The organism is Leptotrichia buccalis C-1013-b, assembly GCF_000023905.1.
Classification (GTDB): domain Bacteria; phylum Fusobacteriota; class Fusobacteriia; order Fusobacteriales; family Leptotrichiaceae; genus Leptotrichia; species Leptotrichia buccalis.
On record NC_013192.1, the window covers coordinates 503,770 to 528,219 of the forward strand.

The window sequence follows — 24,450 nt, forward strand, 5'->3', positions numbered from 1 at the left end:
AACAATAAGCAGTTTTTTAAAATCTGAATAAAAATCCTTATATGGATAATTAAAGACATTTTAATAGTTAAATAGATTGTATAATAGTATAGTAGTATTAAATTTCTCTCTTTTCTCAAACTATATAAAAAATATTTTTAGTTAAATTTTATTTTTTTCTGCTGTCAATTACTTTTTGTGCCAAGTCTCCCATTAATTCTTCGTACCTTACAAGTTTCATTTCAAAGTATCCACGTCCTTGAGTGATGGCTTTCAATTCGTTGGCGTATTTGAATGTTTCTGACATTGGGGCTTCGGCTATTATTTTTTGTTTTGTGCCTTTGTGAGCTTCCATTCCCATTACTCTACCACGTTTTTTGTTGATGTCGCCCATTACATCTCCAATATATTCTTCTGGAATGATAATTGTAAGCTCCATAATTGGTTCAAGTAAAATTGGTTTTGCTGCCAGCATTCCCTTTTTGAAAGCCAAGTTTGCGGCAATTTTAAAGGCTAATTCTGAAGAATCTACGTCGTGATATGAACCATCGTATAAAACGGCTTTTATGTTAGTTACTGGATAACCAGCTAGAACTCCCTCTTTTAGTGATTCTCTTAATCCTTTTTCTACCGCTGGAATGTATGATTTTGGAACGCTTCCACCTGTAATTGTTTCTTCAAAGACAAAGTCTTCGTCTACGTGCGAAAATTTGATTAGGACATCTCCGTATTGTCCGTGTCCTCCTGATTGTTTTTTGTGTTTTCCTTGAACTTCGGAAGTTCCTTTAATTGTTTCACGATATGGAACCTTTAATTCGATAGTTTTTATTGATATTCCAAATTTAGCTTTTAATTTTTCGATAACTGTTGCAGAATGAAGTTCTCCTTGCACTCCAAGTACTGTCTGCCCTGTTTCAAGGTTTCTATGCCAAGTGAAAGATGGATCTTCTTCCATCAGTCGATTTAATCCAGATGACATTTTTTCATCATCATTTTTGTTTAATGGCTCTATTGCTACGAATAGCTGTGGTTTTGGGAAAGTTATGTCTTTTACTGAAGCTTCTTTTTCATTAGTTGAAAGGGTATCAGAAGTTTTTGTGCTGTTAAATTTTGAAAATACGACAATATCTCCAGCAATCGCCTTTTGAAGTTCGTCCATTTTATTTATTACAAATGTATGAATTTTTCCAATTTTTTCCTTTATTTTTTTATTTACATTGAAAACTTCACTATCTTGCTTAATTTCACCAGAATAAACTTTTGCGTAGGAAACTTTTCCTAAGAAAGAGTCAATTGTAGTTTTGAAAATTTGGCATACAAATGTATTTTTTTCAGGCTGAATTTTTTCAATATCAATTGGTGCTGGTAAATAGTCCTTTACCATATCAAAAGTCGTATGAAGTCCAATATTTTTCAATGTTGAACCACAAATAACAGGAATTACGGAACAGTCAAGCACTCCTTGTCTAAGTCCACGATGAATTTCAGCTGTTGTAAATTCTTCGCCGTTAAAATATTTATCCATTAGTTCTTCATCAGTTTCAGCTACCGCTTCTAAAAGCATTTCCCTAATTGGATTTATTTCATCATCCATATCGGCTGGCATATCTACAGTCGCACATTCATTTTTATTTTTATCAAATTCCCTTGCAAACATATCAACTACATTAATATGTCCACGAAATTCGTCTCCACGTCCCCAAGGCACATGAAACGGTGCGATTCTTTTACCGTATTTTTCTCTTAATTGTGAAAGAATTTTTTCATAATCGGCTTTTTCATTATCAATTTTATTTACAAAAATAAATCTTGGAATATTTCTGCTGTCCGTCAGCTCCAAAGCTGTTTCTGTCCCAACTGTTAAATCAGTAGTTCCGTCAACAATGATAATTGCTCCGTCAACTGCCGCAAGTCCCGATTCAACTTCACCAAAGAAATCTCCATATCCAGGAATATCCACAAAATTAAATTTTGAAGTCTGATATTCTATCGCGTGTAAACTTAAGGAATTTGTAATTTTAGTATCATTTTCGTTATTTACAATACGGTTGGTAAGCCCAGCCGTAAATTCCAGCCCTTCCACCATATTACTTTTTCCTGAACCGCTATGCCCTAAAATTCCGACATTTCTAATGTTATTGCTGTCATATATTCTCATAACACTTCCTCCTGTGATTATTATTCAAAAAAATTTACTCTATATTAAATTTTAACTTGAAATGAAAAAAAATCAAGTTAATTTTAAAAAATAATTTTAAAAGGTTAAAAATTATAAATTTGTAAGCCTCATTTTAAAGCAGTTATGAAAAATAAAAAAATAAATTTTTTCCTTGAAATAATAAAAAAAAAATGATAACATATATAGTCAAATTAAATATAACAAACTTTAAAATTAAAATAGTCGAGATTTACTCTAAAAGTACTAATAAATACAAAATTTTAAAGTTTTTGGACGTATTGGTCAAAAATTTGAAAATTGTTTTAGAATAATAATATTATTGTAAATACAAAAGGGGAAAAAATGGAGAGAAAAGTAAAAAATGAAAATAAAGGATTGGAAGCTTTTGGAAATGATGAAATTTTTGATATTATTAAGAATAATTTGAAAAATGATAAGGAATACAAGGTAAATTTTGGATATATGAATGGTTTTCACAAAAGTAAAATTGATAATAGCCAAAAACTTTTCAAAAATTCTTCATTTAATCAAAATATTTCTGATTCAAGTGAAAAAAATCAGTTTAATTTTTCATCTGAAAATTCAATTCCTTATGTTATAATCAATCTTTCTGATGATTTTTCATATGAGAACAGTTCTAAATATATTACTCAGATAAAAAAAAATAACAAATTAGGCATAAAAAATCTTGGTTACGTTACAACAAACGAATATTTAAAAAGTATTGACAAAATTTATTCTGAGATTGATAAATATATGGAATTTTTTGGTGAAAACTATATTTCAGGAATTTTTTTTGATGAATTATCTTCTGGAAAAAACTTATCAGAAGTAAAATACATGTCCCAGCTATACAATTACGTTAAAACTAAATATCCTGATTCATTAGTTGTCGGAAATCCTGGAGGAACTATTACAGATGAGATGTCAAAATATGCTGACTTATGGCTGACAAGCGAAGTTTCCGCTGATGACTATATTAACAACTGGATTCCCAGAAATTATGAATTTGAAAATAATCCTGCAAATTCGAGTCATATTGTTCACGTTATCCATTCTGCAAAGCCAGAGCAGTATGAAACTCTGGTAAATTTGTCAAAGGAGCGGAATGCAGGTTTTTTGATGATTATAAATGCTGATGAAAATGTGGAAAATGAAGATTTAATTGATGAAGATGATTGTGATGATGAAATTTTGGATTTTGACAAAATGGAGATTATAGAAAATGATGAAAACATTTCACATGAATTTGTATCATCAGGAAAATATAATATTGCTGGAGATTTAAAAATAAGCAATTTGGATTTGTTTACACTTTTGAATGATTATTATAAAAATAGCACAAAAAGAGATTTTTTTAAAAATATGTTTAATAACAATTTCGATTTTGGATATAATATTTCAAATGAATTTAAAATTGATTATTCATATAAAATAAAAGATGAAATTGGAAATTTTGAAATTAAATTGACAAAAAATAAAAACTTTAGTTTTTTTTACTCTTCAATTTTTAAAAATGTAATATAAAATTAGCTATAGGAAATCCCATTTAAATTTTTATATAAAAAAGCTTACTAAAATGATTAGAGTAATCATTCAAATAAGCTTTTTAGCAAAAACTATATATCAGATTTATTTAGAGTGCTGTAATTGTTGCAAACAGTCCGAAAATTACAGAAAGTGCTGTTCTAATTCATCCTAAGATTTTTAAGTTTTTTTCGTTTATTTGTCTTTACTATCTTTTCTGTTAAAGTAAACTGTTCTCTTTTATTGCATTGAAGACTGAGCTTCTTGCTATAGTTAAATTGCTGTAATAAAAGTCAAAAATCCTAATATTACTCCTGCCGCATTTGGCACAATTAAAATATAATCTTTTTTAGGTTCTTTAGTCCATCCGTAAATTACCCATATTAAACATGAAATTGAGGCGGAAAGTGGTTGCCACGGCTGTGCTTTTTGTCCACCTATATTGGCAATAATTTGGGGAATATATGTTATAAATACAATTATCCCTATAAATGCTCCTATTGAGCCAACTAGTGTGTTAATTTTCTTTTTGTTCATTTTTCTCTCCTTGTGTTTAAAAAGTTTAGTAATTTTTACTACATTTTATATTTTATCACAGATTCTATCGCTTTACAAGTTAAAAATTTGACAAATAACTTTCTCAAGTTATAATTTATTAAAAGGAGGTTTTATGGATAATCAAAAAAAATATATAATCGCTCTAGATCAAGGAACAACTAGCTCACGTGCAATTATTTTTGATAAAAATTTGAACATTATTGAGAAAGCTCAAAAGGAATTTACACAAATTTTCCCGCAACCAGGGTGGGTTGAGCATAATGCTATGGAAATATGGGCAAGCCAGCGTTCCGTTCTTACCGAAGTTATCGCACAATCTGGAATTTCTCTAAAGGACGTTGCAGCAATTGGAATTACAAATCAAAGGGAAACTGTAATCGTGTGGGATAAAAATACTGGCGAGCCTGTCTATAACGCAATTGTCTGGCAATGCAGACGAACGGCTGAAATTTGCGAAGAATTGAAAAATCGTGGACTCGAAGATTATGTAAACGAAAATACAGGACTGATAATCGATGCTTATTTTTCTGGGACAAAAGTAAAATGGATTCTTGACAATGTGAAAGGTGCAAGGGAAAAGGCTGAAAATGGGGAACTGCTTTTTGGAACGGTTGATACTTGGCTCGTGTGGAAACTAACTGGCGGAAAAGTGCATGTTACTGATTTTACAAATGCTTCCAGAACTATGCTTTTTAACATAAAAAATTTAGAATGGGACAAAAAAATTTTAAAGGAGCTTAATATTCCAGAAAGTATGCTTCCAGAAGTTAGAAATTCAAGTGAAATTTATGGAAAAACAAGAATGGGAATTACAATTGGTGAAGAAAACGGCACTTCTATTCCAATTTCAGGCATCGCTGGAGATCAGCAGGCGGCGTTGTTTGGGCAGGCTGGATTTCATACTGGAGATATAAAGAATACTTACGGAACAGGCTGCTTTATGCTTATGAATACAGGAAACAAATGTATAAAATCAAATAATGGCTTACTTACAACTATTGCCATTGGGATTGATGGAAAAGTGGAATATGCTCTGGAAGGAAGTATTTTTATTGGTGGGGCTGTTATCCAGTGGTTTCGTGATGAATTAAGGTTTTTTGACAAGGCTTCTGATACAGAATACTTTGCACAGCAAGTTGATGATAATGGTGGAGTTTATCTAGTTCCAGCATTTGTTGGATTAGGCTCGCCATACTGGGATATGTACGCCCGTGGTACAATCGTTGGGCTTACCCGTGGATCTAATAAAAATCACATAATTCGTGCTGCCCTCGAATCCATCGCCTACCAGTCAAAAGACTTGATAAACGCAATGAAAGAAGATTCAGGTATTGAAATAAATTCTCTAAAAGTCGATGGTGGTGCAACAGCAAACAATTTCCTAATGCAATTTCAAAGTGATATTTTAAATACAAAAGTTTTACGTCCTGAAATTATCGAAACAACTGCATTAGGCGCTGCATATTTAGCTGGACTCGCCGTTGGATTTTGGAAAAATAAAGAAGAAATCAAAAAGAACTGGCGTTTAAACAAAGAATTTTTACCAAATTTATCTGAAAATTTAAGGAAAAAATATTATAAATGCTGGAAAAAGGCGGTTGAAAAGGCTAAAAGCTGGGAAGAAGATTGAAAAATATAACAAATAATACAAAAAACAGTGAAAGTAAAATTCCACTGTTTTTATTTTTTCAAGTATATTATTTTTTACATTATTCCACTATCTTCATCCCTTTTTCTTTCAATTCCCCAGCATACTTTTGCGCCGTCGTATAATCCGTAATAATCACAAGCTGATTTCCACTCTGAATCAATGTATCTCCACGTGCAATGCTGTCCTTCCCAGCTTTACGCACACTTACAATCAGAAGATTTTCAGGCAAATTCAAATCTTTAACTGTCTTATTATCAAATTCTGAATTTGCACCCACAGGAATCAAAAGCGTAACAATTTTATCTTTCGCGTTTTTCCTATTTGATTTTACACCAATATCAATTTTTTTGTTTTTCCACCATTTTTCAAGCATTTCAAGCCTTCTGGCATGCTTTTCATTTTCACTATTCTGTTTATCTTCTGCCAAAATTTGCTTATGAAACATATTGAAATAAAGCCGTTCATAAATAGGTTCCATTTTCAATAATTCTGTAAAAATATAAGTTATTGTACAGACAATTATTAGCATATACAAATATGAAAAATTCCCTGTCATTTCCAAAATCAATGTAATTCCTGTAATTGGCGCTCTTACAACCGCTGTAAAATAAGCCGCCATTCCCAACAGCATAAAATGTACAATGATTTCATTTGGAATCGAAAAATAATGGTTCAAAATTTCTCCATACACTTTTCCTGTCAAAGCCCCTATTACAAGCATTGGCAAAAAAATTCCTCCTGGTGCTCCTGTTGCGTAGCAAAGCATTGTATAAAAGAATTTTAGGACTAAAATTATAATAAGTGTTCTAAGAAGCACATTTTTTCCAAACATTTCTTCAATAAGTTCGTGCCCACCGCCTGTTATATCGCTAAAAAACACAGCTATAGCATAGGCGATAATCATAAATAACAACATTTTCACATATTTATTTAATTTCCATTTTTTATATTGTCTTTGAATAAGCAGCAAAAAATAACTGAATGCTTTTCCAGTAATTGTGATTATAATGCAAAAGATCACTGTTATAATTGCAAATATATAATATGGTATATCTTTTGGAAGCATAAAATTATATTGAAAGGATGTATGCGAGCCTAAAATCATTCTTGAAATAAAATTTGAAGTTCCACTTGCCACAAGAGTACAAATTAACAGTAACGGCGAGAAAAATTTATGCAATTCTTCCAGTGAAAAAATTACTCCTGCAAGTGGCGCGTTAAATGTAGACGAAATCCCAGCACTTGCTCCACACGTCACCAAATATTTTTCTTCTACTTCTGAACGCTTTGTAACTTCCTTAATTCCAGAACCTACCAAAGCCCCCAAATGCACCGAAGGCCCTTCACGCCCCATAGACATTCCAGTCCCAATTGCCAAAATTCCTCCCACAAATTTTGTAACCAGTTCTCCAAACCACTTAAACTTAACCTTTTTCGTAAGTAATCCGCTAACCTGCGGAATTCCGCTCCCGCTAATCAGTGGATATTTTGATAGCATAAACTGCACTGCCATTCCCATCAGAATAAAAACAATTATCCCAATAATTATTTTTGGAAGTTCCAGATTTGTTGTAAAAAATTCCCGAAATATTGACATTTTTTTTAATAATAAAGTATACGTTCCTACGATAATTCCTGAAAAAATTCCCACGAGAAAACATAGAAATATCAATACTATGTTATTCCGTCTTGACTTTAACGAGCTTATATCCCGCAGTTCATGTAAAACATCTTTTGCCATTTTATTTCCTTCTTCCATTCTGTTTTAAAAATATTTCTCCATATTAAAATAAAAAATTTCCCCATCTTTATCAATCAAAAATCCTGAAATCTCCATTTCTTTAGACAATTTTCCCATAATTTCATAAAATTTTTCAGGTGTCTGGTTATACATTCCTGTCGAAATAATATCGCCAAAAAAAGCATTTTCTGTAATTACTCCAACTTGCTTATTTTGAGATGGAAATCCTGTTTTGGGACTTATAATATGCCCGTATTTTTCGTTATTTATCAAAAGATATGTATTTTTTTGATTGGAAGTTGAATAACTTTTATTTTTTATTTTTATTTCAAATAAATCGTTGTATTCATCGTCGCCAGCATATTGATTTTGAGTTATTTTAATCGGCATTCCCTTTTTATTTCGCAATATTTCCCTTTCCTCTTCAGGATTTTCAGCGATAATCCCCCATTCATCAATAGCAATGATACTACTCCCGCCAGCATTTACAATTGCGTCCTTTATTCCAATTTTTTTCATTTCTTCAACTATTTTTTCTATTGCGTATGCCTTTATAAATGAACCTGTTATAATTTCCTGATTCTTTTCAATTTTTATCCGATTTCTCTTTTTATCAATAATTATTTTTTTGTAATCCACAAGCCTTTTTGCTTTTTTTATTTTATCCAAAGACGGCAAAATAGGATTTTGTTTATAAAATCCCCAAAGTCTTATGAGAGGCATTATCGTAATGTCATATTCTCCGCCAATAATTTTTGACAAATGAATAATTTTGCTCAAAATTTTTATAGTTTCATCATTTACTTTTACAAAATGCCCGCTATTTTTATTTATTTTATCAATGTACGAATTTTCTGAATATGAATTATACTTTTCATCTATATCTTCCAAAATCCCAAATAATTTGTCAAAGATAGAATCATCATAAATTTCAGGAATTTTAATTTTTATGTCTGAATGGAATAAAAATCGTACTTGAACTTTATACATCATATTTTTCACCTATTTAATACATTATTTTTTCGATGTATCAAGTTTAAATTTATCTTTAACATCAGTATCGTCTAGTTTTAAATCACCACTATTTTTAGGCTGCTGTTGTGTATTTGAGTTTTGGTTATTCTCGGATTTTTTTTCATTTCCGCTTTGTTCATTTTGATTGACGGGTTTGTTTTGTGGCTGTTGAGCAGATTTTGCTTCTGTGGGATTTCCATTATTTTGAGGTTTTTGATTGCTTCCAGCTGATGAAGTTGCCTGTTCACTGTTTTTGCCTTCAGTTCCTGTTTTTGCTCCTGCAGATGAAGTTGCTTTTTCACTGACTTTTCCTTCTTTAGCAGTTCCATTTACTGACGATGTGGCTTTTTCGCTAGTTTTACCTTCTACTGTAGTTTGTGCTTTATTTTTTGTAAATTGTTTGTAATTTCCGAATGCAATTAACGAAACTGCCCCTAAAAATAATATTATTTTTTTTTTATTGCTCATTGTTTTTCTCTCCTTTTTTTATAAATTACATTTATATTTTTTTTCATTTATAACATTATACAACATTTTCCATTTTTTTTCATTTATAAATTATGTGAACTACTCCCGCTTTTAGAAGCGGAAGCTTCTTGGGAAGTATCTTCTTTTGTTAGCCAAATATATTTACCAAGCTCTTCGGGCAGTTCCTACCCTGTCTTTCTATTTCCTAATATTTCAACATCTCTTTTCCAATGTTTTTTATATTCAGTGCCGCATTGTAATCTCTATCAATTTCAATTCCACAGCACTCACATTTATAACTTCTTTCTGATAATTTCAGTTCCTCTTTAACGTTTCCACATTTACTACAAGTTTTCGATGACGGAAACCACTTATCTATTTTCAAAAATTGTTTCCCTGAAAACATCAGTTTATACTCAAGCATTCTCAAAAACATTCCCCATCCATTATCTCCTACACTTTTCCCAAAATTTAATGCCTGGCTCATCCCTTTCATATTCAAATCCTCAACAGCCACAGTATTATACGCTTCAGACAATTTTTTCGATAATTTATGTAGAAAATCTCCTCGGCAATTCTTGATATACTCATGTAATTTTGATATTTTCTCTTTTTGCTTATACCAATTTTTAGAAAATTTCACTTTTCTCGATAATGATTTCTGCAATTTTTTCAATTTTTTCTCCAACATCTTAAAATACCTTGGATAATCAGCCCTTTGGTTTTCAGAACTGACAAATAATTCAGACATTGAAAAATCAAGTCCAATTACTTTATCATTACTTGGCATTTTTTGAATTTCTTTTTCAAATTCCGTCAAGACAGAAACATAGTAATTTCCATTACTGTTTGTCAATGTTACTGACTTTATCTTGTAATCTTTCGGTATTTCTCTATGATATTTTAATTTAATTTTTTTCAATTTTGGCAAAACCAAATATTTGTTTTCCTCAATTCGTATTGAATTATTCACACAATTTGTCGTATAACTTTTAACACTAGTCTTTTTAGATTTGAACTTTGGAAACTTTGCTCTCTTCTGAAAGAAATTCGTAAACGATCGTTTTACATTCAATTGAGCATTTGAAAGTGCCAGACTGTCTACTTCTTTCAAAAATTGGTTTTCACTTTTCAAACTGGCAGGTGTAATTATTTTATTTTTTCCAGTTTCTTCATAAATTTTATTCGCAGTGTATAAAATTGTATTGTAAACAAAACGAACACATCCAAAAGTCTTGTTTACCAATAATTCTTGCTCCTTATTTGGATAAATTCTGTATTTGAATGCTAAATTATATTTCATAAAATTACACCTCCTTTTGATTTTGAATATATTTTTTAATTATCTCTAACGGTGCACCTCCAACACTTACAACTAAGTAACTTCTACTCCAAAAATATTCTTTCCACAATCTTCTCCTTATTTCAGGAAATTCTTTTTTTATCAACCTGCTGGAAGCACTTTTGTAAGTATTTACAAACTTAGAAAGTTCAGTATTAGGCATAGCATTAATCAACATATGAATATGATCAACATCATGTTCCCATTCTTTAAGAACAATGTTATACTTCGGACATATTTTTTCAAAAATCTCTTTCAATCTATTAGAAATTTCATCATTAATGACTACTCTTCGATATTTTATACAAAAAATCATATGATAATTTATATCAAATACTGAATGATAATTACTATTATATGACATTATTATTACCTACTTCTATATTATTTCACTGAATAAATTATATCATAAATATATCCTTTTTTCAATTTTTTTTTACAAAAAAAAAAGCAATTCATCTCCCGCTTGTAGAAGCCGGAGACTTATTGCTATCTTTTGTTAAAAATTATTTTAGAAAATTTATGGAAAAAAAAGTCTAAAAATGGTACAATATTCCACAAAGGCAAGTGAGCAAAAAAAATTTTAAAAAAGTATAATTTTTAATATTTTAAGAAAAAAAGAGGCATTTATTATGGAAAAATCTGAAAAATTGAAAAATAATGATTTAAATAGAAAAAATAAAGTAGAAAAAGTTAGAATTGTAAAAAGCGGATATGGAAACGAAAATTTGTTGAAGGATTTTTATGATTATTTAAAGGAAAAAAATATTCAGGAAGTTTTCGGAGTGGAAGAAGCGGATTTGATAATTTCACTTGGTGGTGATGGAACAATGCTTATTGCGGCAAAAGAAGCGATTACAGGAAACATACCTGTGCTTGCAGTAAATATGGGTTCACTGGGATATCTGGCCGAAGTGAAGCCTCAAAATGCGGTTAAAATGTTGGAAGATTATGAAAATGGAAATTATAAGATAGAAGAAAGAGCATTTTTAGAAGTAAAATACGAAGATAATATCTTTTATGCATTAAATGAGCTTGTAATAACAAAAGGTGGACATGAGGCACATTTAATACAAGTTGAAGTCTATTCAAACGATATTTTTGTAAATAAATACAGAGCTGACGGAATTATTGTGGCAACTCCCACAGGATCCACAGCCTACTCACTTTCAGCAGGCGGTTCAATTGTTCACCCTGGATTAAATGCCCTGTCAATAACGCCATTAGCTCCACAAAGCCTAACAGCACGTCCAATTATCGTAGATGGCTGTGAAGTACTTAGTTTTAAGGCAACTTCCAGAGATGAGGCTGTTCACTTGAATATTGACGGAAATCAGTGGTTCCAAATTCAGCAAAATGATCTTGTATCAGCAAGATTGTCGAAGAAAAAAATTAGAATAGTAAAACCAATGGATAGTGATTATTACAGTATTTTAAGACAAAAATTAAAATGGGGAGATTCTGTATTATAATTATTAAAATAAGAAATATAAATGAAAAATTAATTATTAAATTAAAATAGCATAAAATATAATTTACAGGTAAATTTGTAATTATAAAAAATAAAATAGTGAAAGGAAGGAAATGCTAAGAGAATTAAGATTAAATAATTTAGCGATAATAAAAAATCTGGACTTGGAATTTAATGAAAAATTTATTGCATTGACTGGAGAAACTGGGGCTGGAAAATCAATTATTTTAAATGGAATTTCACTATTAATTGGTGAAAGAAGTCATATTGACATGATTAGAAATGGGGAAGAAAACCTTTTTGCAGAAGGTATTTTTGAATTAAATGAAAATCAGAAGAAAAGGCTAAATGAGCTTGGATTTGAAATAGAAGATGACGAGCTGATTATAACTCGTTTTTTTGACAGAAGTTCAAAATCTAAAATAATGGTAAATGGGAAAAGACAGACTTTATCAAGATTAAAGGAGCTTATGGTAAACATTATTGATTTAGTCGGGCAGCACGAACATCAGTTTTTGTTAAATAATGAATATCATTTGCATTTACTGGATAGATTTTTGAATGATGAAGGAAAGGAGCTTTCCAGAAAGATTCGTGAAAATGTAAGTGAAATCAAGAAATTAAATTTAAAAATAAAAAATATTGAAGATGAAAAATCTAAAATTGCAGAAAAAAAAGATGTACTGGAATTTCAATTTAATGAAATTAATGAACTGGATTTAAAAGAAGATGAAGATAATGAACTGGAAGAAGAATACAGAATTTTGTTTAATGCTGGAAAAATTAGCGAAAAACTGGAAGAAACTTCTCAATTGCTAAAAGAGGGAGAATTCTCCATTCTGACTGCACTAGGGCGGGCAAAAAGAAATTTGGAGCAGCTTTCAGATTTGTCAGAGTCCTACAGTGAACTTTCTGAAAAAATAGAGTCTGTTTTATACGAAATTGAAGAAATTTCCTATTCTGTGGACAATTCTATCGGGGACGTTGAAATAAATGACACTAAACTGGAAAAAATTGTGGAAAGAATTGATAAAATTAATAAATTAAAAAGAAAGTACGGCTCGACAATTACGGAAATTCTGGAATTTAAAAATAAAATTGAAAAAGATTTGTCGCTAGTAAATTTTGAAAATGAAGAGCTGGAAAATCTTAAAATTCAGAAAAAAGAGCTTGTAAACCAGTATTTTCAGGATAGTGAAAGATTGAGCGAAATTCGGATGAAAATTGCAGAAAATCTGCAAAATACAGTGGATATTCAATTAAGCGACTTGAATATGGAAAATGCAAAATTTAAAGTGGAAATAATCAAAAAAGAAGAAATCACAGCTCACGGAACAGACAATGCAGAATTTTTAATTACAACAAATGTCGGAGAAACTTTCAAGCCGCTTGCTAAAATTGCGTCAGGTGGAGAAATTTCACGTATAATGCTTGCTCTAAAAAGTGTATTTTCTGAAGTTGACAATATTTCAGTATTGATTTTTGATGAAATTGATACTGGTATTTCTGGAGAAACAGTACGAAGAGTGGCGGAAAAATTAAGAGAACTTTCAAGAAATACACAAATTATCTGCGTAACCCATTCTCCGCAAATCGCTGGAAAGGCTCAGCAGCAGTTTTTTATCAAAAAGGAAATTGAAAATAATTTTACGGAGACAAAAGTTCGAGAACTAAATACAGAAGAGAGAATAAGGGAAATTGCAAGAATTATTTCAGGAGATAACATTACTGAAGCATCTGTAAGCCACGCCAAGGAGATTATGGGATTATGGGACAAAAAAGTGCTGATATAGATAATTCGGAGAAAAAATTAGAAATTTCTGAAAAGAAAAAGTTAAATTTGATAAAAGATAATTTTGATAAAAAAAGTAAAATATCAGTTAAAAATCAAATGCAGCTGAAAAACTTCCTGGAATTTCTAAAATTTGAAAAAAGAAGTTCCCAAAACACATTAAATGGGTATAATCGTGATTTAACACAATTTTTTCTGTTTGTAAAAAAAGATTTTTCTGAAATTGGAGAAAAAGAAATATCTAGTTATATTGATAATTTGAATAAAAAATTGAGAAAAAATTCAGTTTTGAGAAAAGTTTCAGTATTAAAGACATTTTATAAATTTTGTTATTTGAATAAGTTGATTACAAAAGACCCTGCTGGAATAATAAAAAACTTAAAGCGTGAATATCAGCCGCCTGAAACTTTAACATTAGAAGAAATAAAGCAGATTGTGGATAATTGCCCCAACACACCTGCTGGAATACAAAATCGACTAATTATTAAGTTACTAATTGTAACAGGAGCAATGATTTCAGAAATTTTAAATTTGAAAATAAAGGATATTGAAAATCAGTATGATAAATTTATAAAAACTCTTGGAAAAAATTCAAAATATCAGATAAAATTAATTGACAATAGTTTTGAAATAGAAATTAAAAATTATCTGGAAATTTACAGACCAAAGTTAAAAAATGCAAATGAAAGTTTAAAAATATTTCCCGATATTCGCCGCGAAAAGTTTTGGAAAAACTTAAAAATTATTGCCCAAAATGCAAAAATTGAAAAAAATGTATATCCGCATATTTTTAGAAATTCTTTAGTTGGAATTTTATCTGAAGCTAATGCTGATATTTGCATTATTCAGGAAGTATTGGGAAAAGTGAATATTACAACGGCAAAAATTAAAAAAAATGTGGAAAAATCTAAATTAAAAATGATTTATAACAATATAAAGTTGGGAGATGATTAAGTAGATGAAAGAAAAACGTGAATTAAAAAAAGATAGGGATGAAAAAATAAGAATACTAATAATTACAACTATGGTATATTTTATATTTTTCCTTATAGAGAAAATGGAACTAATAACTTCATATCTGGGAATAATTATACTGATTTTATTATACATGTATGCAAATTTTAATTTGATAAACTTATTTTTTACAAGTAAAAGAACTACTTTTAAAGTATATGCTTTTCTACTTTTGGAAGTAATTTATTTGTTTACAGGAAATATTTCAATGTTAGGGTCAATATTGTACATAATATTGTTTTCACTCTTGATTTTTTCCATAAGAAAAGACGAAGGACGGGAAGAGATTCCTAAAATAACTAAATTTGTTCAAATATTTATTGTATTTAAAGTTGTTTTTGTTTTATCAATGTTGATTTTTTAATTTTCTTTTAAACTATATAGAAGTTATAAAAAATGGTTGAGAAATATAAAAAAAAGTAGTATAATGACAAAATGTAATAAATTTTTAAAGAGTTAAAATATATTAAAATTTTTGATATTTATTTAAATGAATTGGAGAATTAAAATGGAAACTAGCATTAACAGTAGTAGAACTGATGTTATGAAATATATGGAAGAAGTGACAGATAGAGCGGTAAATGCACAAGTTGAAAAAAATCTATTTCTTGGAGAATACAAAGAAAGAATTATAAAAGCCCTTACATTTGATGAAATTAGAGAAAAAGGTATTTATTATGAAATAGAAAAAGCTTTGGAAAATAAAGAGGTTGCAAAAATGGTTATTTCAAGACATGCAAATTTTGACGATATAAAAAAATATATTGAAATAGCTAAAAGAAAAAAAATACCATACAAAATGATAGACAATTTACTCTGTGAGGGTCAAATAGCATTGGTGGTAGTGGCAAAGGATGCCATTACTCATGAAGATGGAGATGAAATTGTGGTAACCTCAAAACTGGAAACTTGTCATATAAAACATTTACCAGATGTATACTATGAAGCTATGGAAAGTGCAATTTGTGATTTTCATATGAATATCATAAATAAAGAAATGCCAGAATATGCAAAAAATTATAAAAACTTAACTTTTATGGATAAACTATTAGGATCAAAATGTCCAATATGTCAAAAATTAGGAGGAAAAAAACGTGGTTGATGGATTTAGAATAACAGGAAAAACGCCTTTAAACGGAGTAATAAAAGTAAGTGGAGCTAAAAATGCAGCTCTTCCAATAATTATCGCAACTCTTGTTGCAAAAGGGGAATATATCTTAAAAAATGTTCCAAACTTGAGAGATATTAGAGTAACAATGAAATTGCTTGAAGATTTGGGAATGATAACTGAAAAATTAGATAACAATACTTATAAAATTATAAACAATGGCTTTAAAAGAACTGAAGCAAGCTATCAGATTGTAAAACAGATGAGAGCCTCATTTTTAGTAATGGGACCAATGATTGCAAATTTAGATGAAGCAGTAGTTTCACTTCCTGGAGGATGTGCAATAGGTTCAAGACCTGTCGATTTACATTTAAAGGGATTTGAAATGCTAGGTGCCGATATTACGAGAGTACACGGATATGTTCACGCAAAATCTGATAATTTAAAAGGAGCCGAAATTCCTTTAGGTTTCCCAAGTGTAGGAGCAACACAGAATATCATGATGGCAGCTGTAAAAACACCTGGTAAAACTATCATTTCAAATGCAGCAAGAGAGCCTGAAATCGTTGATTTAGGAAATTTCTTAAATAAAATGGGAGCAAAAATTACAGGACTTGGAACACCAAACATTGAAATTGAAGGAGTGGAAGAGCTTCATGCAGTAGAATATTCAATTATGCCAGATAGAATTGAAGCAGGAACTTATGTAATAGCAGCACTAGTTACAGAAGGAGATTTAAAAATTCAGGATGCAAGACTTGAAGATTTGGGAGTATTTAAATCCGAACTTGAAGCTATGGGCGTAAAATTCAAACAGGATGGAGACATATTATCTGTAATCGGAAAAGTGAAAGATTTGAAGCCATCAAAAATAAAAACATTGCCGCATCCAGGATTTCCAACAGATATGCAGCCTCAAATGATGTTATTACAAACATTAGTAAATGGTGGAAGCTCAATGGAAGAAACTGTCTTTGAAAACAGGTTTATGCATGTGCCTGAATTTAACAGAATGGGTGCAGATATTACGATAAGACATGGAGTTGCTTTTGTAAATGGAGGATTGCCATTAACTGGAGCGGAAGTAATGTCTTCGGATTTACGAGCAGGAGCTGCACTGGTTCTGGCGGCACTTGCGGCAGATGGAGAAACAATTGTAAACAGAGTTTATCATATTGACAGAGGTTATGACAGACTGGAACTGAAATTAAACACTGTTGGAGCAAAAATTGAAAGAATCAAACTAGATATTTAACTTTATATAAAACTGAAAAAATTTAAGACGTGGGTATATTTTAGAAAAAAAACTAGAAAATACCCACAATTTTAATTTTATTTTATTACTTTTCTTTTTCCAAAAAATCAAACATTTTCTAAAAACTTTAAAAAACAAATTTAAAAACTTGGTATAACTAAAATTTATATTAAAGAAAAGCTAAAAAATATAATTAAAAAATTTACAAAACATATTTTTTGTAGTACAATATGTTTGGAAATACAAATTTAAATTATTCTTAGAAAAGATAAATGTAAAAAAAATTTGAAATTGGGAGGTTTTAATGAAAATAAAAGATTTATTTGAAAAAAAGGAGCGTTTAATTTCTTTTGAGATTTTTCCGCCAAATAAAAATTTTTCGGAAGAGAAATTAAAGAATGTAACTGCTGAATTAGTGGAGTACAAGCCTGATTTTATTAGTGTTACATATGGTGCTGGCGGGAAAACTAAAGGCGGGACTATTGAAATGGCTTCTCACATTAAAAATAATTTGAAAACGGAAGTTTTGGCTCATTTGACTTGTGTTGGAAGTAAAAAAAGTGAAATTCACGATTATTTGCAGGAAGCAAAAAGTAAAAATATAAAAAATATCTTGGCACTTCGTGGAGATGTACCACAGGGAGAAACGGAAGAAATTTACGATAAAGGTGATTATAAATATGCTTCTGAGTTAATTAGCGATTTGAGAAAAAACAGCGAATTTAATGATTTTTCAATTGGCGGGGCATTTTATCCTGAAACTCATTATGAAAATAATGATTTAGTTGATCTGTTCCATTTGAAAAATAAAGTTGAAGCTGGAACGGATTTTTTGGCTTCCCAAATGTTCTTTGACAATGACGTTTTTGTAAAATTTAAGGAGCAAGCTGAAAAACTGGATATCAAAGTTCCATTGATTGCGGGAATTATGCCAGTTACAAATGCCAAACAAATAAAAAGAATTATAGAACTTTCCAAATGTTCTGTACCTGAAAAATTGGATAAATTGCTGGAAAAATATGGAGATAATCCAGAATCTATGAAAAAAGCTGGAATAATGTATGCAAGTGAGCAAATTATAGAACTGTTGGCCTATGGAATCAAGGGAATTCATATTTATACGATGAATAAACCTGAAATTGCAAAGGAAATTATGAAAAATATTGAATTTGCAAGATAAATTTTAAATATTTATTTAACAAATTAATTTTTGAAATATTTGATTGTATAGCCATTTTTATTTATGTTTTTTTTTATAAAAAAAAGGTTATTGATAATTTGAAACTGAAATAATTAAAATACAAAACAGGAGGTACCAAAATGTCTATAAAAAAAGTATTAACAATTGCAGGATCTGATACAAGCGGAGGAGCTGGTATACAGGCGGATCTGAAGACGTTTCAGGAAAGAGGAGTGTATGGAATGAACGCTCTAACAGTTATTGTTACAATGGATCCTAAAAATAGCTGGGCTCACAAAGTTTTTCCAATTGAATTGAATGTTATAAAAGAACAAATTGATACTGTTGTAAATGGAATTGGAGTGGATGCATTAAAAACTGGTATGCTTCCAACGGTGGAAATTATTGAATATGTGGGTTCTGTCTTGAAAGATTTAAAAAATCCGATTGTAATAGATCCAGTTATGGTTTGTAAAGTAAATAGCGGATCAACTGAAAATCTTTTTCCAGAGAATGTAACAGCAATGAAAAAACATTTACTGCCTTACGCAACTGTCGTTACACCAAACTTATTTGAAGCCGCACAGTTAGCTGGAATGGAAAAAATTGACACGCTTGAGGAAGCTAAGGAAGCAGCTAAAAAAATATGTGACTTAGGTGCAAAAAATGTTGTTATAAAAGGAAGAAAGTTTTTCGCTGGAGAAAAATCAATTGATTTCTTATACAATGGAAAAGATTTTGAATTTTTTGAATCTGAAAAAATTGATACAGAATGGAATCATGGTGCAGGATGTACTTTCTCCGCCTCAATCACAGCAGAACTGGCAAAAGGTGCCACAGTAAGCGAAGCAGTCTCCACTACAAAAAAATTAATCACAGAAGCCTTGAAACAGTCCTTTAAATTAAACAACTATACTGGACCTTTAAATCACAAGGCATTTGCTTTAAAATAATAAGTAATAAAAATATGTTTTTAAAAAGTATTCTCTTTGGAGTAGGTGTTTAAGAGGATACTTTTTTTGTAAAATTTTAACTTATACAAATAAAATTTTTTTATCTGAAAATCAACAGGAGAATATAAATAATGGAAAAAATTAGTCTTGAAAAACTGAAAAATTTAATGTTGAAAAAATATAGAAAAGAAATAAATTTTCGACAGTTACAAAAAGAGTTTTTTAAAAATGATGATGAAAGAATAGAGTATATAAAAACAGAGTTGGAGAAAGCATATAATGAAAAAAATGGAAAAAGTATAAATACTTTGATTTTAGCAATATATATGTTTGAATTACATAGTGAAAAATTTGTTGATATTTTATGCAAATTAACAAAAGAAGAATGGCATGGAAAACATGAAGATATAGTGTTTTATCTCCAGCAACTAGAATTACCTTCTACAATAGACTGTATATACGAACTGGCAATTTCAAATTTTGAAAAATATAGTTGGGATGATAATTTTGCATTAGTGAGAAAATGCTGTTTTGCTTTGGGAGATATTAATACTCTTAAGGCGAAAGAAAAGCTGGAATTACTCTTGCAGAGTGATGAAGAAATGATAAGGAAACATGCAATGGAACAGTTGGAAAGATGTGATTTTTCAGATTAAGCAAATAATAAAAATTAGAGTGGAAATGAGGAATATATGTGAATGTTTTAATTGATGAACAAAAGTTCAAAGAAAATTATGAAATTTTATCTGATTATAAATTTGATTTTGAAATGGAAAAAAGATGTATAGATTACATTAAAAATAAAAAGGGAAATCAATTATCCTGTATGAGAACATTATCATCAGAGTATAAAGTACTTGCTTCAAAAAATTTATTGATAGAAAATAATTTAAATTCTTTTAGGTTAAACTGCCATATTTCAGAAAAATTAAAAATTTTAGGAACTTCTAAAGAATCAAAACTTTATAAGGCTAGCTATAGTTTATTTGGATTAATTATGTCAAATAATAAAGAATGGATAAGTTTTTTAAAAAATAATTTAAACTATATAACTTCAAATGATTTTAATTCAAAAGAGAACACCTATATAAAATCAAAAGATTTACATCGAAATTCTTTTTTATCAAAAACAACTATTTTAGCACTATTAGGAGATTTTGAAGAAGTAGAAAAAAGAAGCAAAAAATATTTGGAAGAACCATTAACTAAAAGTTATTATGCATATACAAAATATGATTTTATGTTTTTTGAAGCATTAGTAAATAAAAATACAGAAAAAATGAAACGAGCAATACATAAATTATTAGAACCTAAAATAGCTAAAAAAATTCTTTTTGATACAGATATTAATTATAGTTTTTATTTGAATATTTATGTATTAATGTATTCTAAAATAGCATTATTACATGGATTTGACTTAGGAATTAATGATAAAATGGCTCCTAAAAATTTAATTGATAATACCTCACTACAAAGTTATGAAGAACCATACGATTTTATGAAAAAAATAGATTTGGTAACATTGACACCTGAAAAATGGAAAGAATGGACAGAAGATTACTCAATAATTGTACCGATTACTTAATTTAAATATTAAAATACAAATTATTATATAGAAAAATATAAATAAATTATTTTCACAATTGATTTTATTACAATTTTTTGATAAAATATATAAGTACAATTTGATTTGATAAACAAATAAATTTATGATAAAATCAGTTTACGAAATAATTAAAAAATTGATATGTTTCACTCAAATTTTTGATTTGATTAAGTTTGGTGAAATATTAGATATATTTAGAAAAATTTTGGAGGTAAAATTAATATGAGTTTGTTAGAATTGAAAAACGTAAAATCTGAAGTAGAGGGGAAGGAAATCTTAAAAGGACTGAACTTGACTATAAATAAAGGAGAAGTTCATGTAATTATGGGTCCTAATGGGGCAGGAAAATCTACACTTGCAAGTATTCTTGTGGGACATCCAAAACACGAGCTTGTTGATGGAGAAATTATTTTGGATGGAGAAAATATTAATGAAGATGCTGTTGACGAAAGAGCTAAAAAAGGTATTTTCTTGTCATTCCAATATCCTGAGGAAATACCAGGACTTACAGTAGAGGATTTTTTGAGAACTGCAAAAGAGGCTGTTACTGGGGAAAAGCAGTATTTAATGCAATTTCATAATGAATTAGTGGAAAAAATGGAAAAACTTCACATTAATCCTGAATATGCGGATAGACATTTAAATGTTGGATTTTCTGGTGGAGAAAAGAAAAAGAATGAAATTTTACAGATGGCAGTTTTAGAGCCAAAATTGGCTATTCTGGATGAAACTGATTCTGGGCTTGATATTGACGCAACAAAGATTGTATTTGAAGGAGTCCAAAAATTAAAGACTAAGGATACGGCTTTGCTTATAATTACACACTATGATAAGGTTCTTGAATATATGAAGCCTGATTTTGTTCATATTCTGATGGATGGAAAAATTGTTAAGACAGGTGGACAGGAATTAGTGGAAAGCATTGAAAAAGATGGTTATGCTAAAATGAAAAAAGACTTGGGATTATAATTAATACAGGATAGAAAGTGTGGGAAAAATGGAAAATAGAAAAAAAACGTATGTTGCGGATATTGAGCGTGGTGTATATGATATAAAAGATGAAGGGCATTACAGATATAAAGTTGATAAGGGGCTTACAGCAGAAATTATTAATAAAATTTCAGATAGAAAAAATGAGCCTGATTGGATGAGAGAATTTAGATTAAAAGCGCTAGAAGTTTATGATTCAAAGCCAATGACTGATTGGGGTCCTGACTTGTCAGATCTTGATGTGAATGATATTGTGCATTATTTAGAGCCTGATTCGGCACCTATGAATGAAAACTGGGATGACGTACCAAGTTACATAAGAGATACTTTTGATAGACTTGGGATTCCCGAGGCTGAGAAACAATCGCTTGCAGGAGTAGGGGCGCAATATGATTCAGAAGTGGTTTATCATAGTATCCATAAGGATTTGGAAGAACAAGGAGTAATTTATACCGATATTGAAACTGCTATTGTGGAATACGAGGATATAATGAAGGAACATTTTATGAAATTAATTTCAATTAATGATCATAAATTTGCCGCATTGCATGGAGCTGTGTGGTCAGGTGGGTCTTTCATTTACGTACCAAAAGGAGTAAAAGTAAAAATGCCACTTCAATCGTATTTTAGATTAAATGCGCCTGAAGCTGGACAATTTGAGCATACACTTATAATTGTAGATGAAGGAGCCGATTTGCACTTTATTGAAGGATGTTCAGCACCAAAATACAAAAAAAATGTACTTCATGCAGGAGCAGTGGAATTGATTGTAAAAAAAGGAGCAAGATTACGGTACTCTACAATTGAAAACTGGTCAAGAAATATGTATAACTTGAATACAAAAAGAGCATTAGTTGAAGAAGATGGTGTAATAGAATGGGTCTCAGGATCCTTTGGTTCAAGAGTTTCCATGCTTTATCCAATGAGCATTTTAAAGGGAGATCGTTCAAGATGTGAATTTACAGGAGTTACATTTGCTGCAGCTGGACAATATCTTGACACAGGATGTAAAATTATTCACCAAGGAAAACAGACAAGCTCAACTGTTCACTCGAAATCAATTTCAAAAAATGGTGGAACAGCTTTTTATAGAGGACTTTTAAAAGTATTGCCAGAAGCAACAGGATCAAGGTCAACTGTGGAATGTGAATCGCTAATGCTGGATAATCTGTCAAGTTCCGACACTATACCAATAATTGATATAAATAACGACAGCGTAGATATTGGGCATGAAGCAAAAATTGGAAGAATAAGCGATGAAGCGATATTTTACCTTATGTCAAGAGGTATCAGTGAAGATGAAGCGAAGGCGATGATTGTAAGAGGATTCGTTGAGCCAATTTCTAAGGAGCTTCCGCTTGAATATGCTGTAGAGCTTAATAAATTGATAGAGCTGGAACTTGAAGGAACTATTGGATAATTTAAAGACATTGCTTAAAAAATGAGAGGAGTAAAAATGTTAGAAAAATCAAGCATACAAAATCTTGATAACAGTGATTACAGATTAAAAATTTTTGAAGAATATAAAACACTTGAAAAAGTTAATTGGAAAAGGGTTGGCTACAAATATGAGGAGCCTGAAACTTTTAAGGAATTTAATAATCTGGAAGTTAAAAATGAAAATCAAGATGGAGTTGTTATAAAAAATATAAATGATTCCCTGCAAGAACTTGAAAGTTTGAAAAACGATAATGATTATGGATTGGGAGATTTTTTCAAGAAACAGAACTTTGCTTTTTATAATGAAGGTAAATATTTGAAAATAAAAGAGAGAAAAACTGTTGAAAAGCCAATTTACTTAAATTATCGTGCAAATAAAGAAAATAATTTTTTAGTTGACTACAATGTTATTGAAGTGGAAGATTTTGCAAAAGTTACAGTAATAATTACTTATGATTCAGAAGATGATACACCAGTTTATCACAATGGGATTATAAAAGTGTTTACAGGACGAAATGCAGAAGTAAAAATTATAAAAATACAAACTTTAAATACAAATAGTTCCAATTTTGAATCATCTAAGATAGAAACTTTGGGACAAGGAAAAACTCAATATTACAGCGTTGAACTAGGTGGAAAGATTAATGCAATAAGTCATAAATCTTATCTTGAGGAAGATTCAGCAGAAGTTTATGTATGGCCTGCATACCTTGCTGATGAGGATAGAAAGCTGGACTTGGAATATTCTGTAGTTTTCCGTGGACGTAGAACAATTGGAGAGCTTCAAGGAAGAGGGGCTGTAAAAGATACGGCTAAAAAAGTATTTCGTGGAAACCTTTACTTTAAGCAAGGTTCTAGTAAATCTGAAGGACGTGAAGGGGAATTTGCTATCTTGTTAAATGATAAAATAAAGGCTGACTCTATTCCAACATTATTCTGTAGCGAAGATGACGTTATCGGAGAACATGCCGCTTCTGTCGGAAAAGTTGATGAATCAAAATTATTTTATCTAATGAGCCGTGGACTTTCTGAAGGAAGGGCAAAAAAATTAATAGTAGAATCTTCGTTCCGTCCAATAATGGATAACATTGATGACGAAAAGTTAAGGGAAAAATTATTTGAAGAACTGGAAAGAAGAATTTAAGAACTTAAAAATATGAATTTGAAAAATTACCCACTAAG

General features: G+C 30.0%; 22 protein-coding genes. 15 read left to right on the top strand and 7 right to left on the bottom strand.

Going from position 1 to position 24,450, the window contains the following annotated elements; translation table 11 throughout:
* Positions 1–148: 148 nt before the first annotated feature.
* On the bottom strand, positions 149–2,137 hold the full coding sequence (locus LEBU_RS02405; RefSeq protein WP_012806567.1) for an elongation factor G: 1,989 nt from the start codon (positions 2,135–2,137) through the stop codon (positions 149–151).
* Between the two features lie 363 nt (positions 2,138–2,500).
* Between LEBU_RS02405 and LEBU_RS11565 the strand changes: the two genes are divergently transcribed.
* On the top strand, positions 2,501–3,685 hold the full coding sequence (locus LEBU_RS11565) for a spherulation-specific family 4 protein (RefSeq protein WP_012806568.1): 1,185 nt from the start codon (positions 2,501–2,503) through the stop codon (positions 3,683–3,685).
* Between the two features lie 273 nt (positions 3,686–3,958).
* Here LEBU_RS11565 and LEBU_RS02415 read toward each other — a convergent pair whose 3' ends face one another.
* Positions 3,959–4,222, bottom strand: coding sequence for a SemiSWEET family transporter (locus LEBU_RS02415; protein ID WP_012806569.1), 264 nt, complete (start codon positions 4,220–4,222; stop codon positions 3,959–3,961).
* A gap of 133 nt (positions 4,223–4,355) precedes the next feature.
* Between LEBU_RS02415 and glpK the strand changes: the two genes are divergently transcribed.
* Positions 4,356–5,873 carry a glycerol kinase GlpK gene (gene glpK, locus LEBU_RS02420; protein WP_012806570.1) on the top strand — a complete coding sequence of 506 codons (1,518 nt, stop codon included), beginning with the start codon at positions 4,356–4,358 and terminating at the stop codon, positions 5,871–5,873.
* 79 nt (positions 5,874–5,952) lie between these two features.
* Here glpK and LEBU_RS02425 read toward each other — a convergent pair whose 3' ends face one another.
* From LEBU_RS02425 to tnpA, 5 genes are all read right to left on the bottom strand, one after another.
* On the bottom strand, positions 5,953–7,635 hold the full coding sequence (locus LEBU_RS02425; RefSeq protein WP_012806571.1) for a ClC family H(+)/Cl(-) exchange transporter: 1,683 nt from the start codon (positions 7,633–7,635) through the stop codon (positions 5,953–5,955).
* 24 nt (positions 7,636–7,659) lie between these two features.
* Positions 7,660–8,628, bottom strand: a complete 969-nt coding sequence (locus LEBU_RS02430; protein ID WP_012806572.1) for an FAD:protein FMN transferase — start codon at positions 8,626–8,628, stop codon at positions 7,660–7,662.
* Positions 8,629–8,649: 21 nt separating this feature from the next.
* Positions 8,650–9,117, bottom strand: coding sequence for a hypothetical protein (locus tag LEBU_RS02435; protein ID WP_012806573.1), 468 nt, complete (start codon positions 9,115–9,117; stop codon positions 8,650–8,652).
* A 205-nt stretch (positions 9,118–9,322) separates the two neighbouring features.
* The gene (locus LEBU_RS02440; RefSeq protein WP_012806574.1) at positions 9,323–10,420 is read right to left on the bottom strand and encodes an RNA-guided endonuclease TnpB family protein; all 1,098 of its coding nucleotides are present in this window, start codon (positions 10,418–10,420) and stop codon (positions 9,323–9,325) included.
* 4 nt (positions 10,421–10,424) lie between these two features.
* Positions 10,425–10,823, bottom strand: coding sequence for an IS200/IS605 family transposase (gene tnpA, locus LEBU_RS02445; protein WP_012806575.1), 399 nt, complete (start codon positions 10,821–10,823; stop codon positions 10,425–10,427).
* A 268-nt stretch (positions 10,824–11,091) separates the two neighbouring features.
* On the opposite strand from tnpA, the gene LEBU_RS02450 reads away from it, so the two are divergent.
* The 13 genes from LEBU_RS02450 to sufD all read left to right on the top strand — a co-directional run bounded on the left by LEBU_RS02450 (position 11,092) and on the right by sufD (position 24,412).
* A complete protein-coding gene (locus LEBU_RS02450; RefSeq protein WP_012806576.1) occupies positions 11,092–11,931 on the top strand; it encodes an NAD(+)/NADH kinase in 840 nt (279 codons plus the stop codon).
* A 112-nt stretch (positions 11,932–12,043) separates the two neighbouring features.
* Positions 12,044–13,723, top strand: a complete 1,680-nt coding sequence (gene recN, locus LEBU_RS02455; protein WP_012806577.1) for a DNA repair protein RecN — start codon at positions 12,044–12,046, stop codon at positions 13,721–13,723.
* On the top strand, positions 13,699–14,676 hold the full coding sequence (locus LEBU_RS02460) for a tyrosine-type recombinase/integrase (RefSeq protein WP_041760492.1): 978 nt from the start codon (positions 13,699–13,701) through the stop codon (positions 14,674–14,676). Before recN ends, LEBU_RS02460 begins: the two co-directional genes overlap by 25 nt.
* Before the next feature lie 4 nt (positions 14,677–14,680).
* The gene (locus LEBU_RS02465; RefSeq protein ID WP_012806579.1) at positions 14,681–15,100 is read left to right on the top strand and encodes a hypothetical protein; all 420 of its coding nucleotides are present in this window, start codon (positions 14,681–14,683) and stop codon (positions 15,098–15,100) included.
* 144 nt (positions 15,101–15,244) lie between these two features.
* Positions 15,245–15,838, top strand: a complete 594-nt coding sequence (locus LEBU_RS02470) for a DUF1694 domain-containing protein (protein ID WP_012806580.1) — start codon at positions 15,245–15,247, stop codon at positions 15,836–15,838.
* Positions 15,831–17,099 (top strand): UDP-N-acetylglucosamine 1-carboxyvinyltransferase, encoded by a 1,269-nt coding sequence (gene murA / locus LEBU_RS02475; protein WP_012806581.1) that lies wholly within the window; start codon positions 15,831–15,833, stop codon positions 17,097–17,099. The genes LEBU_RS02470 and murA overlap by 8 nt, the downstream gene beginning before the upstream one ends.
* Positions 17,100–17,403: 304 nt before the next feature.
* Positions 17,404–18,279 carry a methylenetetrahydrofolate reductase [NAD(P)H] gene (gene metF / locus LEBU_RS02480; RefSeq protein ID WP_012806582.1) on the top strand — a complete coding sequence of 292 codons (876 nt, stop codon included), beginning with the start codon at positions 17,404–17,406 and terminating at the stop codon, positions 18,277–18,279.
* A gap of 140 nt (positions 18,280–18,419) precedes the next feature.
* Positions 18,420–19,232 carry a pyridoxine/pyridoxal/pyridoxamine kinase gene (gene pdxK, locus LEBU_RS02485; RefSeq protein ID WP_012806583.1) on the top strand — a complete coding sequence of 271 codons (813 nt, stop codon included), beginning with the start codon at positions 18,420–18,422 and terminating at the stop codon, positions 19,230–19,232.
* Between the two features lie 131 nt (positions 19,233–19,363).
* The gene (locus tag LEBU_RS02490) at positions 19,364–19,888 is read left to right on the top strand and encodes a hypothetical protein (protein ID WP_012806584.1); all 525 of its coding nucleotides are present in this window, start codon (positions 19,364–19,366) and stop codon (positions 19,886–19,888) included.
* 38 nt (positions 19,889–19,926) lie between these two features.
* Positions 19,927–20,817, top strand: coding sequence for an immunity 49 family protein (locus tag LEBU_RS02495; protein WP_012806585.1), 891 nt, complete (start codon positions 19,927–19,929; stop codon positions 20,815–20,817).
* A gap of 243 nt (positions 20,818–21,060) precedes the next feature.
* The gene (gene sufC, locus LEBU_RS02500; RefSeq protein WP_012806586.1) at positions 21,061–21,807 is read left to right on the top strand and encodes a Fe-S cluster assembly ATPase SufC; all 747 of its coding nucleotides are present in this window, start codon (positions 21,061–21,063) and stop codon (positions 21,805–21,807) included.
* A gap of 28 nt (positions 21,808–21,835) precedes the next feature.
* Positions 21,836–23,248 (top strand): Fe-S cluster assembly protein SufB, encoded by a 1,413-nt coding sequence (gene sufB, locus LEBU_RS02505; RefSeq protein WP_083767540.1) that lies wholly within the window; start codon positions 21,836–21,838, stop codon positions 23,246–23,248.
* Between the two features lie 36 nt (positions 23,249–23,284).
* Entirely contained in the window at positions 23,285–24,412 is a 1,128-nt protein-coding gene (sufD, locus tag LEBU_RS02510; RefSeq protein ID WP_012806588.1) for a Fe-S cluster assembly protein SufD, read from the top strand.
* Positions 24,413–24,450 lie beyond the last annotated feature (38 nt).

Excerpts from the sequence above, each read along its gene's own strand:
- LEBU_RS02405 (WP_012806567.1), bottom strand. The coding sequence starts at position 2,137 with ATGAGAATATATGACAGCAATAACATTAGAAATGTCGGAATTTTAGGG.
- LEBU_RS11565 (WP_012806568.1), top strand. The coding sequence starts at position 2,501 with ATGGAGAGAAAAGTAAAAAATGAAAATAAAGGATTGGAAGCTTTTGGA.
- LEBU_RS02415 (WP_012806569.1), bottom strand. The coding sequence starts at position 4,222 with ATGAACAAAAAGAAAATTAACACACTAGTTGGCTCAATAGGAGCATTT.
- glpK (WP_012806570.1), top strand. The coding sequence starts at position 4,356 with ATGGATAATCAAAAAAAATATATAATCGCTCTAGATCAAGGAACAACT.
- LEBU_RS02425 (WP_012806571.1), bottom strand. The coding sequence starts at position 7,635 with ATGGCAAAAGATGTTTTACATGAACTGCGGGATATAAGCTCGTTAAAG.
- LEBU_RS02430 (WP_012806572.1), bottom strand. The coding sequence starts at position 8,628 with ATGATGTATAAAGTTCAAGTACGATTTTTATTCCATTCAGACATAAAA.
- LEBU_RS02435 (WP_012806573.1), bottom strand. The coding sequence starts at position 9,117 with ATGAGCAATAAAAAAAAAATAATATTATTTTTAGGGGCAGTTTCGTTA.
- LEBU_RS02440 (WP_012806574.1), bottom strand. The coding sequence starts at position 10,420 with ATGAAATATAATTTAGCATTCAAATACAGAATTTATCCAAATAAGGAG.
- tnpA (WP_012806575.1), bottom strand. The coding sequence starts at position 10,823 with ATGTCATATAATAGTAATTATCATTCAGTATTTGATATAAATTATCAT.
- LEBU_RS02450 (WP_012806576.1), top strand. The coding sequence starts at position 11,092 with ATGGAAAAATCTGAAAAATTGAAAAATAATGATTTAAATAGAAAAAAT.
- recN (WP_012806577.1), top strand. The coding sequence starts at position 12,044 with ATGCTAAGAGAATTAAGATTAAATAATTTAGCGATAATAAAAAATCTG.
- LEBU_RS02460 (WP_041760492.1), top strand. The coding sequence starts at position 13,699 with ATGGGACAAAAAAGTGCTGATATAGATAATTCGGAGAAAAAATTAGAA.
- LEBU_RS02465 (WP_012806579.1), top strand. The coding sequence starts at position 14,681 with ATGAAAGAAAAACGTGAATTAAAAAAAGATAGGGATGAAAAAATAAGA.
- LEBU_RS02470 (WP_012806580.1), top strand. The coding sequence starts at position 15,245 with ATGGAAACTAGCATTAACAGTAGTAGAACTGATGTTATGAAATATATG.
- metF (WP_012806582.1), top strand. The coding sequence starts at position 17,404 with ATGAAAATAAAAGATTTATTTGAAAAAAAGGAGCGTTTAATTTCTTTT.
- pdxK (WP_012806583.1), top strand. The coding sequence starts at position 18,420 with ATGTCTATAAAAAAAGTATTAACAATTGCAGGATCTGATACAAGCGGA.
- LEBU_RS02490 (WP_012806584.1), top strand. The coding sequence starts at position 19,364 with ATGGAAAAAATTAGTCTTGAAAAACTGAAAAATTTAATGTTGAAAAAA.
- sufC (WP_012806586.1), top strand. The coding sequence starts at position 21,061 with ATGAGTTTGTTAGAATTGAAAAACGTAAAATCTGAAGTAGAGGGGAAG.
- sufB (WP_083767540.1), top strand. The coding sequence starts at position 21,836 with ATGGAAAATAGAAAAAAAACGTATGTTGCGGATATTGAGCGTGGTGTA.
- sufD (WP_012806588.1), top strand. The coding sequence starts at position 23,285 with ATGTTAGAAAAATCAAGCATACAAAATCTTGATAACAGTGATTACAGA.